This is a genomic window from Sulfidibacter corallicola (genome assembly GCF_017498545.1).
Lineage (GTDB): Bacteria > Acidobacteriota > Holophagae > Acanthopleuribacterales > Acanthopleuribacteraceae > Sulfidibacter > Sulfidibacter corallicola.
In genome coordinates, this window is sequence record NZ_CP071793.1 from 7,426,368 (window position 1) to 7,442,654 (window position 16,287).

At 56.8% G+C, this 16,287-nt stretch carries 12 protein-coding genes and 1 tRNA gene; 10 read left to right on the plus strand and 3 right to left on the minus strand.

Annotation, left to right across the window (positions count from 1 at the left end; all coding sequences use genetic code 11):
- Positions 1-113 precede the first annotated feature (113 nt).
- Entirely contained in the window at positions 114-533 is a 420-nt protein-coding gene (locus J3U87_RS22860) for a YybH family protein (protein ID WP_237378089.1), read from the minus strand.
- Between the two features lie 175 nt (positions 534-708).
- On the opposite strand from J3U87_RS22860, the gene J3U87_RS22865 reads away from it, so the two are divergent.
- A complete protein-coding gene (locus J3U87_RS22865) occupies positions 709-1,572 on the plus strand; it encodes a LysR family transcriptional regulator (protein ID WP_237378090.1) in 864 nt (287 codons plus the stop codon).
- Between the two features lie 398 nt (positions 1,573-1,970).
- Here the strand turns inward: J3U87_RS22865 and J3U87_RS22870 are convergent, their stop codons facing one another.
- The gene (locus tag J3U87_RS22870; protein ID WP_237378091.1) at positions 1,971-2,267 is read right to left on the minus strand and encodes a TrkA C-terminal domain-containing protein; all 297 of its coding nucleotides are present in this window, start codon (positions 2,265-2,267) and stop codon (positions 1,971-1,973) included.
- 266 nt (positions 2,268-2,533) lie between these two features.
- Here J3U87_RS22870 and J3U87_RS22875 point away from each other — a divergent pair.
- From J3U87_RS22875 to J3U87_RS22910, 8 genes are all read left to right on the plus strand, one after another.
- Positions 2,534-2,609, plus strand: a tRNA-Asn gene (locus J3U87_RS22875).
- Positions 2,610-2,864: 255 nt separating this feature from the next.
- On the plus strand, positions 2,865-3,452 hold the full coding sequence (locus tag J3U87_RS22880; RefSeq protein WP_237378092.1) for a hypothetical protein: 588 nt from the start codon (positions 2,865-2,867) through the stop codon (positions 3,450-3,452).
- Between the two features lie 81 nt (positions 3,453-3,533).
- Positions 3,534-4,472: a hypothetical protein gene (locus J3U87_RS22885; protein WP_237378093.1), complete on the plus strand. Its 939-nt coding sequence runs from the start codon at positions 3,534-3,536 to the stop codon at positions 4,470-4,472.
- A gap of 406 nt (positions 4,473-4,878) precedes the next feature.
- Positions 4,879-5,313 carry a MarR family winged helix-turn-helix transcriptional regulator gene (locus tag J3U87_RS22890; RefSeq protein WP_237378094.1) on the plus strand — a complete coding sequence of 145 codons (435 nt, stop codon included), beginning with the start codon at positions 4,879-4,881 and terminating at the stop codon, positions 5,311-5,313.
- A 202-nt stretch (positions 5,314-5,515) separates the two neighbouring features.
- Positions 5,516-5,932, plus strand: a complete 417-nt coding sequence (locus tag J3U87_RS22895; RefSeq protein ID WP_237378095.1) for an organic hydroperoxide resistance protein — start codon at positions 5,516-5,518, stop codon at positions 5,930-5,932.
- A 727-nt stretch (positions 5,933-6,659) separates the two neighbouring features.
- Entirely contained in the window at positions 6,660-8,468 is a 1,809-nt protein-coding gene (locus J3U87_RS22900; protein ID WP_237378097.1) for a hypothetical protein, read from the plus strand.
- Between the two features lie 991 nt (positions 8,469-9,459).
- Positions 9,460-11,547, plus strand: coding sequence for a HAMP domain-containing methyl-accepting chemotaxis protein (locus tag J3U87_RS22905; protein ID WP_237378098.1), 2,088 nt, complete (start codon positions 9,460-9,462; stop codon positions 11,545-11,547).
- Between the two features lie 692 nt (positions 11,548-12,239).
- Complete coding sequence (locus J3U87_RS22910) at positions 12,240-13,979, plus strand: Ig-like domain-containing protein (protein WP_237378099.1); 1,740 nt, start codon at positions 12,240-12,242, stop codon at positions 13,977-13,979.
- A 102-nt stretch (positions 13,980-14,081) separates the two neighbouring features.
- Here the strand turns inward: J3U87_RS22910 and J3U87_RS22915 are convergent, their stop codons facing one another.
- Positions 14,082-14,258: a hypothetical protein gene (locus J3U87_RS22915; protein ID WP_237378100.1), complete on the minus strand. Its 177-nt coding sequence runs from the start codon at positions 14,256-14,258 to the stop codon at positions 14,082-14,084.
- 215 nt (positions 14,259-14,473) lie between these two features.
- On the opposite strand from J3U87_RS22915, the gene J3U87_RS22920 reads away from it, so the two are divergent.
- Positions 14,474-16,039, plus strand: coding sequence for a CE1 family esterase (locus tag J3U87_RS22920; RefSeq protein ID WP_237378101.1), 1,566 nt, complete (start codon positions 14,474-14,476; stop codon positions 16,037-16,039).
- Positions 16,040-16,287: the final 248 nt, after the last annotated feature.

The following is a 16,287-nucleotide window of genomic DNA, read 5'->3' on the forward strand; positions in this document are numbered from 1 at the left end:
CAAAGTGCCCCGGGAAGGGGGTGCACGGAAACCTGAACCGGGCTCCTGAAAGCGCCGGGAAGCGCCGACCGAGCGCATCGATCGATCGAACCCATTCCGGCTCTTTCCGGCCTTTACTCGAAGCGTTCCTGAACTTCGAAGGCATCGAAGCGGAGGCGCCATTTGCCGTCGTCGCCTTTGACCCAGCGTTCTTCGGTGATGATGCCGCGGCCCACGTTCATGCGCCAGTCGGCGGAGAGCAGGACGGTCGTCGCGTCGATGACGGCCAGTTTCACGTTGCTGTAGACCAGCTCACCGGCTCCGGAATCGATGAACGAATGCCAGAAGGTGAAGATCTCGTCGTGGCCCCTGTATTCGCCGATGGGTTTGGCTTCCATCAAGGCGTCCTGTTCGTAACCGGCCGCGCAGGCCTCGGCGTTGCCCGCGTTGAACGAGGCGATCCAGGCGTTCGAGGTGGCCGAGACTTCGGCGATCAACGCGGCGCGATCGGAAGTGGAAAGAGTCTCTACGGATGCTTGGGTACTGTGCGTCATGGGTCATCTCCTTGTGGTCGTGATAGTCAAATCGAGGGCGTGATGTTCTTGGGGGAGTGAAGGGCGTTGCGGCGGCGAGGTGCGTCGCCGTCCGTCTGACTGTCCCTATTAAACCTGTGCGAATGTGCAAAAGCGATAGTGGATATTGAGAAGTAATTGTGCAAAAATGGACAGTATGGATTGGAATGATGCACGTTACTTCGTTTTTGCGGTTCGCGAGCGCAGTTTTCTCAAGGCCGGTGCCGAGCTGGGCGTGAGTCACACGACCGTGGCCCGCCGGATCCAGGCTTTCGAGCGCGAATGGGGCGTACGTTTGCTGGAGCGTTTGCCGGAAGGGTTGGTGCCGACCGTCGCGGGCGAACGTTTTCTGGAGCGGGCCCTGCGGGTCGAACGCGAGTTTTTGGCCATGGAGCGCGAAATCGTCGGCCTCGACGCCGGGCTGGCCGGCCAACTCCGCATCACCGCGCCCTACCTTATCTCCCGGTACCTGTTGCCGGCGCTGTGTCGCGAGTTTCGGCGGCTTCATCCCGAGATCGAGCTGCAGTGCATTGCCGCTTTCGAGCGCTTCAACCTGAGCCGGCGCGAGGCCGACATCGCCATCCGCGCCACATCGGCGCCGCCCGAGACGGCGGTGGGCCGCATGGTCGCCCACCTGAGCTGGTCGCTCTACGTGGCCGAATCTGAAGCCGAGGCCTGGTCCGATGCCGACGCGAGCCCGTGCTACATCGGCCTGGACGACGAGCGACCCGAACCCGAGTGGCTGGTCGAAACATTCCCCCAGGCGCGCCTGGGGGCGCGGGCCAACGACCCCATGTTGCTGATCGACATGGTCGAAGGCGGCATGGGCGGTGCGGTGCTGCCGGACTTCGTGGGGGCGTCGGTGGCGGGACTGGTGCGGCTGTGTCGGGTTCCCTCGTGGGATTGCGGCCTGTGGCTCCTGACCCACCGCGACCTGGCCCAGGGCGGTCGGGTGCGTGCATTCAACCAGTTCGCCGCCGACTGGTTCAAACGCAAAAACCTGGAAAATGCCGAGCCTTGATCCCCTGCCTCCAAGAGCGGCGTCGTGTCCGGTAGGCCCACCAGCCGATCCCACCGGCCCTGGCAAACCAATCGAAGTGATCTCTGTCGGGAGTTCCCGCATCATGAAAAGTGTTGCAATTGCAGTAGGTTGGCCCGCTGGGCCGACGCGTCGAAGCAACCCAAGCAACCTCGGCGGATTACGCCAAGGAGCGAAGCCCCAAGACTCGCCTGAATCTCAACCCGAAGCACTTCCTGTTGGGAGTTCCCGAATGCAAAAAATGGCGTCGTGCCCCGTAGATCAACCAGTCTGCCATACCGACCCAGATGGACCAATCGAATCCCTCCCACTAGGGAGTCCCCGCATGCCCAAATGGCCCGCCGCAGCAAGTACGTCCGACCCATCGCACCCACCAAACCTCACCCACCGACCCGATTCGATGGCTTCTGCGGTGTCCAGGTGAGGCAGATCTTCCGCAAGTCGTCGCTGTGGGCCACGACGCCCAGTTGATCGCCGGGTTCGATTGTCGGTTTCGCCTCCGGATTACTGATGATGTGTTCCTCCCCGGCCGGCCCCTCCTGGCGGTAGATACAGATCAGGTTCAAGCCATGCCGGGGTCGCAACTTCAGGTCGGCCAGCGCCTTGTGGAAGAAGCGCTCCGGCGCGGCGATCTTGGCCACGGCGAATCCGGCCTCGAGCGGGACGGCGCCCGACACGTTGGTGTGGACCAGGTTGTAGGCCAGGATGCGGGCCGCGTCGCACGCGGGATTTGACCGGAAATGTGAGCGTGCAACAAAACCCCAACGAAAGTGCTGGGCGAAGACGGCGGGCGGCGGGGACAGGTACGCGTAACCCCTTGATAATAGGGGAGGTGGGCGTGGAGTCGAGAGGTGGGGAGATTCGAAAAAAATGTATTGACAGCGATGAGGGGTTCCACTAGAATTTCGCATTGTCGCCCAGCGAGTGGGCGAAAAACCAATATTCCGGTGTAGCTCAGTTGGTAGAGCAGGTGGCTGTTAACCACCCTGTCCGCGGTTCGAGTCCGTGCACCGGAGCCACCATGAAGGCCGCGAATCGAAAGATTCGCGGCCTTCTCCCGTTTTGGGGCTCGGGTACGAGCGCCCCACGAAACCGCCTGTCCTACAGGGTCTAGCCTCAAACGAAATGCGGCATGGGTCATTTTTCGAGACCTTCGAAGAGACCCCACGGACAGCAACGAGTGGCCCGCAATCTTGTCTGCGATTTCACTTGGACTTCACTTCGCCTTCATTGATTCCGGTTATTAACAAATAAGAACGCGAATGGAGGGGTTGATGGTCGTAAAAAGGGTGGTCGCGCAATTCTTCTTGGCGCTTGCCTGGGTTTTTTTCCTCGGGTGGTCGCGGGTCCATATTCACCAGGCAATCCGGAAAACCTTCCTTCCTGGGTTTTTTAAGTGGGGTGATGTGGCCTCGGTTATGTACAGCCTCTACTTTGGTGTGGCGGTGGTGGTGGTGACTTGTGGTTTGTTGGTCCTAAGGAAATTTAAAACATCCAAATGGAGCGTTGCGGCGACCCTCTTTGGATTCTGGCTGGTTTTTCCCACCTATAAAAAATGGGATGTCACCTGGTTGGATTACATGGGGAGCCCAGAGGAGGAAGTCCGCATCGTGGCGCCCATTCTGCTTTCTGTCGAACACTTTGTGCTCATTGATGTCGATACCCTTTTCCTTCTGGCTAGCACATGTGTATTTTTGTACATTGTTAGGATCATCCAAAAAAAGACAATGTTCGGAAATACGCTTTCCTTTTTTTCCTGGCGGGAAATCGCGCCGTTCTTTTTCTCGGTTTTGGTATTGTTCGTTTGTCTTTACATATCCACTTATTACCTCATCTTGTACGGCATCTACGTCCACCTTTGACCTGATGCGTCACGGCAGTTTCGGCGGAATCACCAGGTCAAACCCTGGATCTACCAATCGTCCCAAGTTAGGAGACCCTGAATGAGCATGACATTGTTGTTTTTATTCACGATTTCTGTACAAGAAAACATATGGACCAACTACTACGTCGGAACCATTGGCGATTCGAACAAGATTCAGATGAGCCTAAGCGGGAATCTGGATAGTGACGACGTGTTGCGGGGCAGCTATTTCTATGAAAAACACGGGATCCCGTTAGACTTAAGACCAAAGGGAAACGACCTGGTCGAATACCACAAAGGTGATCCGACCGGGCGGTTTCCCCTCATTTTCGAAAAAAGTGAATCCGAATTTCAGGGGACCTGGCAATCGGCAGACAAGAAACGGCAATTGCCTTTCCACCTGAAACGAATTTCCGGGAGCCTGATCATTCGAATGGATTCCGATTTCGGAAGTTGTCAATCAGAAGTGCCCGACTTCTTCGGGGCCGGCTCGGCCCTGAAGGCATGGGCCGTCCAACGGCAGGCTCACGAAATCAAAAAACAGGTTCAAAGCCTGACCGAATCCGAATTGCAGCAATTGGAAGGGCCCATTAAGAGTGGCTTTACAATCTCCTACACCATTCACTATTACTCGGAAGCCTTGGTCAGCTTGAACATAGAGCATTCACACTATTCCGGTCCCCTTTACGCCGAAGGCCGCAGCGCGCTTATTCTGGTGGTTTCGGATGGAACGGTCAAAGAGCTCCAGCTCGGGGATCTGCTATTGCCTGGGGCCGAGGCAAAGTTGCTGTCCCGACTGTCCGGCGCACTGGAGGAAAGCCTGGCTGCAAGAGACGGTGATGAACCCATGACGACGGAAGACTTCGGGGACATCCCCTTTCTGATCACCCCCCTGCACATTCGATTCATTTTCGATCGCGATCCTGACAACGATGCCATTTTTCCCTACCGCGATCTGGTCGGGCTCTTGGATCCGCAGAGCACGGTCGGTCGTTTTCTACCCAAAACCGACAAATAAGTTGCCCTGTTCCTGCCAATCGTCAGCCCATAAGCCACCAGATCCCCACCGGCCTGACTTGAAAATCGCCATGGCCTGTCGTGGTGATTTCCCGAATTACCTAGTCCCGATTTTATGAATAACCGGCATGACCGCGCCTCTCTAACCATGGAACGAGTCGCTCCGGCACTCGAGGGCAAGGCAAAGCGGGATGCTCCGTGAGTGGGGCCAGTCGAGAGGTTCGATAATGGCTCGACTCCGTTAACTCCGTGACCTCCGTGGTAAAAATCCGCAGTCACCCCAAGTCGGGATGGAAACGACTCCTTCGACTCACCTCTCTACCATGGATAACCCGAATACTCCGCCGCCACATTTCACGTTAAAATGATTAACATGCTAACGAATTGTCCGCCGAGGAGCCCTTCCCATGACCAAACCCGACCCGCTCCACCTCGACCAGCAGCTCTGCTTCGCCTTGTACTCCACCTCGCTCGCCGTGACCAAGATGTACAAACCCCTGCTCGAATCACTCAACATCACCTACCCCCAGTACCTGGTGCTCCTGGTCCTGTGGGAAAAAGACGGCATCCCACTCAAAGAGCTGGCTCGGCGACTCCATCAAGACCCCGGCGCGATGACACCGATCGTCAAGCGACTGGAGGGCATGGGCCTGTTGGCGCGCCGGCGCGCGGCGAAGGACGAGCGCAACTTGGCCATCGAGCTGACCGAAGCCGGTCGGGACCTCAAACGTCAGGCAAGGAAAGTAAACGCCGAAATCGTGAAGGCCTGTGACATGTCGGGCGATGAAATGGTGGAACTCAGAACGGCCCTGATCCAATTGCGCGACCAAATCGCACGCTGAATTCAAACCCAACTCATTTGAATACAAATGCTTGAAATTTCCTCTCGAAAATGTGTTGCGCGCGAATGATTAATGCGTTAATTTTATTTGCATCAACCGCGCACGATGCACGAGAGGGCAGGGGCCTGGAGTGCCGCGCGTGCGCCTAGACGATTTGTTCGTTAAAGTTAAGCGCGTTAATTAAAAGCCCAAGGAGTTCCCGATGAAAGTTCTCTACACCGCTTCCGCAAGTGCTACCGGCGGCCGTGACGGCCGTGTCCACTCCAGTGACGGCATTCTCGACGTTCGACTCACCACGCCCAAAGAGCTCGGTGGACCCGGAGGGGAAGCCACCAATCCCGAGCAACTGTTCGCCGCCGGCTATTCCGCCTGCTTTCTGAGTGCCCTGCGCTATGTCGCCGGTAAGAAAAAACAGAAATTGCCCGAAGACACCGCGACCACCGCGCGGGTCGGGATCGGACCCGTCCCTTCCGGATTCGCGCTCGACGTCGAACTGCAGATTCAAGCGCCCGGTTTCGATCCGGACCTCCTGAAAGAGTTGGTGGAAGCAGCCCATGTCGTCTGCCCCTATTCTCACGCAACCCGCGGCAACATCGACGTGCGCCTGATCCTCACCTGAATCCGCTCCAATTTCCGGTGCAAAGTGGGGGACAGGCAAACGCAATTGCCAGAAACCATTGCGGTTGTTCAAGCCTGTCCCTCAATCCTCCTCGAACCTTCTGTTTTCTTCAAGCATGTTTCCAGGGTTCCTCCCTTCCTGGCTTCCTGCTTTTGTTCGCGGAAGTACCCGACACCTACCGGTGATTCGATTTCCGCGTTCGATCCCAGTCAAGGCATCGCGATACCGGTCAAGGTGAATGCTCTCATGGCGAAGAGCCCGAAAAATCCGAGGCTTCCATAGGCACCGTGGTTTTCCGCAAAGGCCTCTCGGATGGCAAATGCCGTTTGCAACGTGTTGCCGACGTGTTGGCAACGCGTTGGAACCGAGGCGCTAGCGCGATACCTTCTTCGTCGCGAACTGCCGAACCTTGTGACAATGATCCCAAACAAGTTGAAATAAACAACTTGACTGTTATTTTTGGTTGCCTGTCATGTGAAAGATAACCATTTTTATTTGGCATTTTTGTTGCCCCTCTGCTCTGAAAAACATCCGGCCTGATTCCGTGATCAGCGAGCCCACCGGGAATGCCGGCACCGATTCGGTGTCCGGCCAGGTGATCCACACATTGCACGGTCGTTCCGCAGGGCATCGTATGAAGGTCCCTTGTGAGAACGCCGGAATCCGCCATCGGCCGGCACCTTCGACCATTTCCCTTCGCGACCACCATCAAACCAGGAGAGAGGCAATGAGAAATGTAAGTCACCTATTGGCCAAGGACATTTTGATCGGGTTCATCCTGTTCGCTGTGGTTCCCCAACTCATGGCTGCGGAGGATTTCGCTGAATTGGAAGCGGATCCCGTCGGCATGAACTGGAATCTTTCCGAAGAATACGACATGGTTTTTCTGACCATCAGCGGGCCAAACTACTTCGAAGCGGAATATACCTTCGAACATGGAGAACGCGTCGGAATCCATCTCTATGACGAGCGCGGCAACCTCTTGGAAGACGGCGTCTATACCTACCAAATGACAGCATACCGCCTCGAGAGCAGCCGAATCTTCGACATTCTTGCTCGAGTGCGCGAGAACCAGAGCCCGGAGGAAATGCGCCTGGCCTTGCGCACATTCGGCGATCCCACCTCGGTTCAGGTTCAAACCGGAACCTTCGCCATTCAAGGTCGCGTCCCCTTGGTGCCCCATGAGGATGAAACGACGGACCAGGATGAGCTTGAGCGCGCCCTGGTTTACACAGATGACATAATCGTAATGGGCAGTGAGTGTGTCGGCGTAGATTGCGAACAAAACGAGAGCTTCTCATTCGACACAATCCGACTCAAAGAAAACAATTTGCGCATTCACTTCCAGGATACTTCCAGTAACACGGTCTACCCTACCGTCGATTGGCGCATCGTCGCCAATGATTCCAACCCGCATGGCAACGCGTTGTTCGCCATCGAAAACGCCGACTCCAACGTTCGGATCATGACCCTCCGTGCCAATGCCGGCGAGAACTCGCTTTACGTCGACGATCAGGGGGAAGTGGGTCTCGGCACCTCCAATCCACAAGAGATGCTTCACTTGATGGATGGCAACTCGCCTTCCGTCAGGCTGGATCAGGACGGCAGCTCTGGATTTACGGCACAATCCTGGGATCTTGGCGGAAATGAAACGAATTTTTTCATTCGCGACGTGACCAACAGTGAGCAACTGCCCTTCAGGATTAGGGCTGGAGCCGGACAGAATGCCCTTTATATCAATACCGACAACCGAATCGGCTTCGGTCTCGCCAACCCCGAATCCTATCTCCATGTCAAACCGGCTGGCGCTTACAATGACATGCTGAGACTTGAAACCGCCGGTTTCCCCCAAGTTATCTATGAACGGAATGACGCCAACACGCCTTTCACCTGGATTTCCGGTATGGACAATGACAGAGCCTGGGTCATCCGGCCCGATGACAATTCAAACAATGTTTTTTTTAAGGTCGATACCCAAGGTGACGTGACCCTGTATGACGATTTGACCATCGATTCGCTGATCGCAAACAACACGGTTTTTGCCAACAACGTCAGCTCGCCGAACGCCACGTTCTCGAACACCTTGACCGCCCAAACGATCACGGCCACCACCATCAACTACACCAACCTCGTGCAAAACTCGCCTAGAGGGCTCGCGCGCCAAGTGGATACGGGGGTACTGCTCGATGGAATGGAGAACCTCGATTTCTACACCTACGGGACTGAAAACGGTGTCGTCTTCGCGCCGAACGCATTGGCGTTCAACCGGTTGCTTGGCGGTCTCTCGGCCAACGAAAGCAAAGGGGGGATTTCCATCGGCAACCTGGCGACCGCGGCCATGGCAGGCGTCAAGGAGTTGGTTCAGCAATTGGCCGCACGCGACGAAGACATCGCAACCCTGCAAGATCATGCCGCCCACCTGGAGAAACGACTGATCGCCTTGGAAGCACGGTTGAGCGAGTGCGAATGCGTGAAGAATTCAAGCAAAAAAGCTGGAGAACCGGCGGACGCCACGATGGAGATGGGGGATCGGTGAGGACGGGGTGAATCGGCCGGCCGTGCTGAATTGGCCGGCCGCGCTGTTTCACCCATCGATCATCGGCGTTGCCTTGACCTGAGCATTTTCGCCTGAGTCTTGGGCCCGCATCCCAAAATCGAGCGATCCGGCGCCTCTCGAGGGAAGACTTGGTTTTTGGTTCCATGCCTTCTCGATTCGAGCGGTTGACGCTGTCAGGCGATAGAGACCTGGCAGCGTCTTTTCACTTTGTGTTCGCCCTTCCCAGACCAACTCTGGACCTGTGGTTTCGTGCGGTCATGTCCGAATGGTGTCCGGCAAGGGTCCTGTCGGGCGCACCCGCCGACCTGTGAATCAGTGCGACGAACCCTTCCCAGAAGTCTGAGCCTATTGGGATACATCTTCCTCCCCCTCCTTTCAGGCCGCGCGGGTGGCCTCTTACGATCCAGCATGAACCCTGGATGGATCCAAGCCGGGAAATCGTCCGGATCGACCCTTCGAGGGAGACGTCCCATGACCTCCCGTGACGACAAGGCCCTATGTTCGCAGTTGGTTTCTTGGGTTTTTCCCTTCCTGGCTTCCGGATTTTGTTCACGGAAGTTCCCGCTACCTACCGGTGCTCCAATTTCGGCATTCGTTCCCGATCCTCGCGCCGTATTTGCCAAATCAAGGCGCGGCAGCCTTTTCCTGTTCCCAAAGGCACGGCTCAACCGATCTGTTCCGTCGACATTCGCGACGACCCTCGGCGAACCCGGATTCGGTCGGTGCATTCCTTATTATTAAAGCCAACGCCGCCGCAAGCCGAAGGACCAAGCGTACTCTTCCTAAATAAGGGTGCGGCCAATATTTCGGCGCTTACCTGGGAAGTACGGTATTAGTGGTCAGCCATGAATAATAACCGTGGTCTTGTAGTGAATGACTGAAGGGAATGTGAAAAAAGGGAGCTGGGTTTTTTGTCTATGGGCCTGGATTCCTGTTTGTTAGATACTAGATCATGCAAGAGGGTTCAGGGATGACTGAAAATCGACGTGTTAACGGTGGAATTGTTTCCAATTTTAATAATAATACTAAAATTAGCAAAAAAATAGCGTACGGGTTTGGTTTTATTTTGATACTGTTGCTAATTGTTGCCGCCTTTTCTGTTTTTGGCCTTCTTAGTGCCAATCGAAATTTCAAGACCTATCGAAGTTACGCCCTGCAGACCAACCAGATGGGACGTGTGCAAGCGAATCTCCTGACGGCGCGCCTGCATGCCAAGGACTTCATTCTGAACAACACCGACGCTGCATCGAAGAAGGTTTCGGAGCGAATCGACACCACTGGGGACATGATCGCTGAAGCCGAGAAACTTTTCGAGCGTCAGGACGCGATCGATGCCATGAAGGAAGGCAGTCAGGTCATCGCGACCTATGCCAGCTCCTTTGGGGAGGTAACCGAGTTGGTTCGCGAACGGAATCAACTTGTGGACGAGATGAACACCTTGGGACCTCTGGCCGAAAAGGACCTGACCAAGATCATGGACAGTGCCTTCGCGGACAAGGACCCCAGGGCCAGTTATCTGGCCGGTTCGGATTTGCGCAGCCTGTTGTTGGCCCGGTTGTATGCCAACCGCTTTTTGGTGGACAACAAGCCAGAAAGCGCCGAGCGGGCCGAGGCCGAATTGGCGGAATTCGAACGGATCGCCCAGGACATGAAGGCCGAACTCCAGAACCCCGAGCGCAGGGCGCTGGCAAATTCGGTCTTGACGCGGGCTTCGGCCTATCGCGGTGCCTTCGAGAAAGTGGTGGCCGTAATCCAGAAACGCAACCACATCATCCATCAGACACTCGATGTCATCGGTCCGAACCTCGCCAATCAGATGGAGCGGATGAAGCTGGAAAACAAGGGGTTGCAGGATGAACTGGGGCCGCGGGCGACCCAAAAGGTGCGCAACTCCCTGGTGATCACCTCGATCATTTCCCTGGTCTCCATTCTCGTCAGTCTGTTCCTCGCGATAAAAATCGGACGTGCCATTTCCGAGCCGGTGGTCCACATGACCGATACCATGAACGAACTGGCTGCCGGTAACCTGGAGGTTCGCGTTCCCGCGCTCGATCGAACCGACGAGGTGGGAGATATGGCGCGAGCCGTGGAAGTGTTCAAGAAGAATGCGGTGGAAGTCGAGGCCAAATCCCAGGAACTCGCGCATATGAACGAGACGCAAAGACAACAGGAAGCCCGCGCCAAACAGGAGGCACAACGCGCGATGTTGGGCCTGGCCGACGATTTCGACTCTCAGATCGGCTCCCTCATCGATCGATTGGTCAACTCCTCGTCGACGATGATCCAATCCTCCGAAAGCATGAAAAAAGTGGCCAAAGATAATACCGAATCGAGCATGGGCGTGGCGTCTGCATCCGAAGAGTCCAGTACCAATGTCACCAATGTCGCCCTCGCCATGGAAGAAATGGTGGCGACGAGCAACGAAATCGCCAGCCAGACCCTGATGGCCCAGGCGAAGTCGAGGGATACCGCCACCTACGCCAGCGATGCCCATGCGACCTTCGCAAAATTGAACAGTCGGGTTCAGAATATCGGCGACTTCGTGGTGGCGATTCGCAAGATTGCGGAACAGACCAATTTATTGGCACTGAACGCAACCATCGAGGCCGCCCGGGCGGGTAAGGCCGGCACGGGTTTCGCGGTCGTCGCCGAAGAGGTGAAGAACCTCGCCGCGGAAACGGCACTCAAAACCGAGGATATCAGTTCGAAAGTCACGGAAATCCAATCCGCCTCCCTGGCTTCCCTGGAAGTCATGAAGAGCATCGGTGCGAACATCGCTGAAATCGAGGAAGCGATCACGGGCGTCTCTGCCGCGGTCGAGCAGCAAAACGCCACCTCCGAAGAAATCAATCGGAGCGTCGTGGAAGCCTCCAAAGGGGTCCAGCAAGTTTCCCAAATCATATCGGAAGTCAAGGATGGGGCCTGGGAAACCGGGGTTTCTGCCGATTCGGTGCTCGAAGCCGCTGACGGTGTGGCTGAACTGTCTGACACCCTCAAGACCTCCGTCGAGAGATTCCTCGATCAAATTCGGTTGAATTACCAGCACCAGTCCTCCTGAAGGACCGGCCCGAAACCGGGGATGTGGAACCTGTGAAGGGAAGGGTTCCACATCCAAACAGGGTTTTTGGTCCTGACTCTCCTCGCTCTCGTCCGGCGATCGATTATGGGGAGACATGTCGATCTGTGCCAGGTCGCTTTGATTGGTTGAGCAGGCTGCCATGCCGGCCGTGCTCAACCTACGGGTTTTAGGTCTCCTGCGGGCATGCTGGTTCTCCGGATCGGCTCGCTTCGCGTTGTTTTTTTCTCGAGATCAAGCTGGGTATGCCTGCGGGTTCGTGGCTCTCATGGAGCGAAAAGGCGACACATTGGGAAAAATGCGAGCCACTGTATGGCGTTGTGCCTTGAGTATGCGCGGGTGATTTTCGGGTATCCGCTCATTGTCGCCGGAGCGTGGCTCGGCCTATTGACTTGAAGAGGGTTGATTCAAGGGCTAGAAGAAAAATCGAAAAATTTGGCGGACTTTCCTCGTGGGTGGGATTTACGAAGGTGGGCGGCTCATTTTCGATAAGACCGGGACCCGCAGTGAACCTGTCTCGGCCGGACACTCCCGAGACCCTCCGAGCCGCACTCCATGGTGGACCATCGGACAGGGCGATTCTTCCGATGGTGTCGCCTAGCCGAGTCCGTGCGGGTCCCGTGTGAATGAGAGAGGAAACGTCCGAACACTTAACTTTAGGAGTATTTCAATTCATGAAAAAGCAATGGATGATGGTGCCCGTCGTACTTGTCCTGGCGGGCACTTTTGCTTTGGCACAGGACTATCCGGTGGTGGCTTACGAGGACAACTACACCACCGCCTGGGATTCCGTGTTGACCGTCGCGTCTCCCGGCCTGATGGAAAACGACCGAGCCCAGCAGGGCGATACCCTGCGCGCGTTCCTGGTGAACCCGCCCCAAGTCGGTGAATTGACGCTGGGCGAAGACGGCGCTTTCACCTACACCCCCGAGGTCAATGCCCAAGGGCCAGTGACGTTCCTCTATGGCATCGAGAACCAAGACGGCGACACCGCCTATGCGAACGCCACCATTCTGGTCACCCCCGGCAACAAACCGCCCCTGGCGATCACGGACTACTACACGATCCGCTCGACCGATCGATTGATCGTGCCCGCGCCAGGTGTCCTTGCAAACGATATCGACTTGGATGGTGATCTGCTCGGTGCCGAACTGGTGACGGTCCCCCAGACCGGTATCCTGGATTTGGACGAGAACGGCGGCTTCTGGTACCAGCCGAATTCCTACTACTCCGGCCATTACAACTTCCACTATCGCGCGGTCGATGCCCGCGGTGGCGTGACCGAAGGGATCGCCTACGTCACGGTGGTCAGCCCCAATGCGCCGGTGGCCCAACCCGATCATTTCGAAGCGTTCGTGGGTCAAATGACGCCCCTGTACGTGCTGAACAACGACAGCGATGCCGACAGCAATCCGTTGCGTGTGGTCGAGGTCTCGACACCCAACCTGGGGTCGGTGGAAATCCATCGGAGCGGCGTGATCCTGTTCACGGCCGATGAGGACGATCTGGGTCGGGCGCAATTCACCTACACCATTTCCGATGGCGTTCACCGCGCCACGACCACTGTGACGGTGGATGTGACCGATGGCGACGAGCCGCCCGTGGTCGTCGACGATTTGGTGTCCGTCAATCAGGGCGACACGGTGCGGTTCAATCCGCTGGCCAACGACTACGACCCGAACGGCAAGCCCCTGATCCTCGAATGGACCAGCTCGCCCGTCTTGGGCAGCCTGCAACGGTTTGTCGGAGATTGGATCTACACGCCGGATCCCCAGGGGGTTCCGGGCGTCGAAACGCTGTCCTACACGGCTTCGGATGGCTTTTACAGCACGGAAGGGACCGTGACCATCGAGGTGGGTTCACCGAATCGCGCGCCTATCGTGAACGACGATTACGCGGTGGTGCCACTGAATCGCGTCATCAACCCCTATCCGGTTTTGAACAACGATATCGACCCGGACGGCGACGACCTGACGATCTCGCGCTTTTCGGCCCATGGGACCGACTACCTGAACATTCATCGAACGCAGGATCTCAAAGGATTTTCGTTCCAGGTGTTTCGTCCGGGAACCTACCGCGTGGACTATTGGGTGACGGATGGCGAGCTGGAATCCCAGGGCGAGCTGGTGATCTTCGTGGATGGGCCCACCGAGAACATCGCACGCGACGATCACTATACCGTCCCGCGAGGCGCGAGCATCACGTTGAGCACCTTCGCGAACGACGTGTACTACGAGCATTCGCGGTTCACCGCCCCGGAACACACCAGCGACGTGCCAGGCGTGTTGACCTACAGCAATGGCGATTTCCACTTCATGGCCAACACTCCCTTCCTGGGTGACACGCAGTTCACCTACACCTTGCCTGGCGGCTCCACCGCCACGGTGACCCTCACGATCATCGACACCGAGTGATTTCGGGCAACCAACGGCGGCTCCTCGAGGAGCCGCCTTTTGTCGGTGCGCCGGGCAAAACCACCGACGGCGTTGGTTGTAAAACCTGTGGCCTCGCAGGGTCTACACCGTGCCTGGTGCGGTGGTCCTGTGGTATGAGGGGCGAACCCGCTCCTTGTCCAAGGTGGTCAACTGCCCCTGTTTCAACAGCATCACCCCCTGGGGTGGTCCGACCGTGATGGGAGCGGGCTGTCGACCGATAAGGTCGCTCAGAATCGAGCGTTGGGTGCCGGTGATCATGGTCGTCCACCTGTTTGGATAGTAAATCGGGTTGGAGAGCCCGTTCGCGAATAGTCACCCGATCTTTGGAAATGCCCTTGTGCAGGGCATTTCGCCATTTTTCATCAAGACAGACCGGAACCCCGATGAACCTGTGAGAAGCCCGGAATGCGAAGGGAAGAGACGTCTCGTTCGCGGTTCCCGGCTCATGAACACACCTCCGAAAGGTTGCAGTCATGCTGAAAACGCTGGTTCAGGTACTGTGTTTTTTCGCCGCCCTAAACTCGATGGCAGCCACCGAGCTCGTCTACCCCTGGGTCACCAAAAACACCCTCTTCCGCGGAAAGGTCATCGTCAACAACCTGAACGATGCGGCGGTCGAGGTCACGCTGCGGGCCGTTCGACCCGACCCCAACGACCCCAACGGGGCCGAGGAAACCGTGACCCTTCAGCTCGGACCCTTGGCGCAACAGGTGTCGGAAACCTCCGAATTGTTCCCTAATTTACTGGATGGAAGTGGGTTTGCGATTTTTCTCTCCAGTTCGGCCGATCAGATCGAGGGCGCCTTCGTGGTGACCGGTACCAAGGAAGACGGACAGGGCAGCTCGCCCGCCCAGGGGAATGTCGTGCCGGCAACCGAGGTGGGAACCGTTCTCTTGTTCAGTTATCTGCCCAGTCCGGACGATCCCGTGGCGTCGTCGGCGCCGGTGGTGGTCAACATGGGTAGCCAGAGCACCCGGGTCACTTTCTACGCCTACCAGGAAGGAATGCGGTTCCAGAGCGACAGCACCTTCGAAATTCCCGCCGGACGCCCCTTTGCCGCGTTGACCAGTGCCATCTTTCCCGATCTCGAAGGCGATCTGTACCTGGTGGCCCAGGCGGACCAGCCGCTCATGGGCATGGCCTTCCTGTTCAATGAAGCGCGTGAACCCTCCATGGCGAACGCCACCCTCATCGACTCGGTTCCGGAACCCGATGACGCATCTACCAATGAGTTGCAAGCGGGCACCAATCAAATCACGATCGATCAAGAAATAGACGGGGCCACCGTTTCCAGGTCCGTCTACATCAAAGCACCGGATTCTCTCGATCACACTCAGAAGTACCCGATCGTTTTCGCATTTCATGGAGCCGGCGGGAGTGGAAGTTCCTTCCTGAACAACGAGCACCTGAACCAATTGATCGATTCCGGCGCGTTCATCGGCGTGTATCCGGACGGGCACTCGAACGATGGTGGGAATGGTGGATTTTGGAATTTGGGCACCGAGCCTACCAATGCCGATGATGTGCAGTTTGTCGACTTCATCGTTCAAACGCTGGCGACCTATCGCGAATTGGATACCACGCGAATTTACGGCCTGGGCTTTTCCAATGGCGCGGGCATGATCAACTTACTGGGCAAGTCGACGGCCCATTTTAGGGCGATTGCTCCGCTGTACACCCAACAATCGACTTCCACGGGAGAATTGACACCCCCAACCGTCTTGTCCGTATTTCAACTCAATGGAAATGTCGATACCTTGATACCGGTAGACGGCGGCCCATCGCCCGTCGGCGAGTTTTTGTCCGCTCGGGATAGTGCGCTCAATTGGGTGAATTTCTTCAATTGTTCCTCGTCCCCACAGGAAGAAAGCCTGACCTGGGGCGGCGTAAGCTTGGATTCATTCACCTACGCCAATTGTGAAGCCAATCATGAAATAAAATACTTCATCGCGTTGGGAATCGGTCACAGTGGTTTTGCGGACGCGGAGGCGACCAGCACCATGTTTTCGGAAATATGGTCTTTCTTTCAACGGCACTAGACAAGGAGAACGCTGGCGGCAGTCGACGACAAGTCCGCGATTGCCGCGCCGACGATCCCGATCATGTGGCCGAAATCCGCGATGGGATCACGCGACACAGGCTCTTGGGCCCACTGGATCGCACCCACGGACGTTCGCGCGCGGCCACGCGATCCTGGCTGGGCGGGACGGGTTCTTTTCGCTTGCGGGCGCGACGCATCGAAAACCAGAAAAAATTCAGGACACCCCCGGCAGACGGATGATGGGTG

Bases quoted from the DNA above. Each gene is read 5' to 3' on its own strand.
- J3U87_RS22900 (WP_237378097.1), top strand. From the start codon at position 6,660: ATGAGAAATGTAAGTCACCTATTGGCCAAGGACATTTTGATCGGGTTC.
- J3U87_RS22865 (WP_237378090.1), top strand. From the start codon at position 709: ATGGATTGGAATGATGCACGTTACTTCGTTTTTGCGGTTCGCGAGCGC.
- J3U87_RS22920 (WP_237378101.1), top strand. From the start codon at position 14,474: ATGCTGAAAACGCTGGTTCAGGTACTGTGTTTTTTCGCCGCCCTAAAC.
- J3U87_RS22885 (WP_237378093.1), top strand. From the start codon at position 3,534: ATGAGCATGACATTGTTGTTTTTATTCACGATTTCTGTACAAGAAAAC.
- J3U87_RS22910 (WP_237378099.1), top strand. From the start codon at position 12,240: ATGAAAAAGCAATGGATGATGGTGCCCGTCGTACTTGTCCTGGCGGGC.
- J3U87_RS22905 (WP_237378098.1), top strand. From the start codon at position 9,460: ATGACTGAAAATCGACGTGTTAACGGTGGAATTGTTTCCAATTTTAAT.
- J3U87_RS22860 (WP_237378089.1), bottom strand. From the start codon at position 533: ATGACGCACAGTACCCAAGCATCCGTAGAGACTCTTTCCACTTCCGAT.
- J3U87_RS22880 (WP_237378092.1), top strand. From the start codon at position 2,865: ATGGTCGTAAAAAGGGTGGTCGCGCAATTCTTCTTGGCGCTTGCCTGG.
- J3U87_RS22890 (WP_237378094.1), top strand. From the start codon at position 4,879: ATGACCAAACCCGACCCGCTCCACCTCGACCAGCAGCTCTGCTTCGCC.
- J3U87_RS22895 (WP_237378095.1), top strand. From the start codon at position 5,516: ATGAAAGTTCTCTACACCGCTTCCGCAAGTGCTACCGGCGGCCGTGAC.
- J3U87_RS22915 (WP_237378100.1), bottom strand. From the start codon at position 14,258: ATGATCACCGGCACCCAACGCTCGATTCTGAGCGACCTTATCGGTCGA.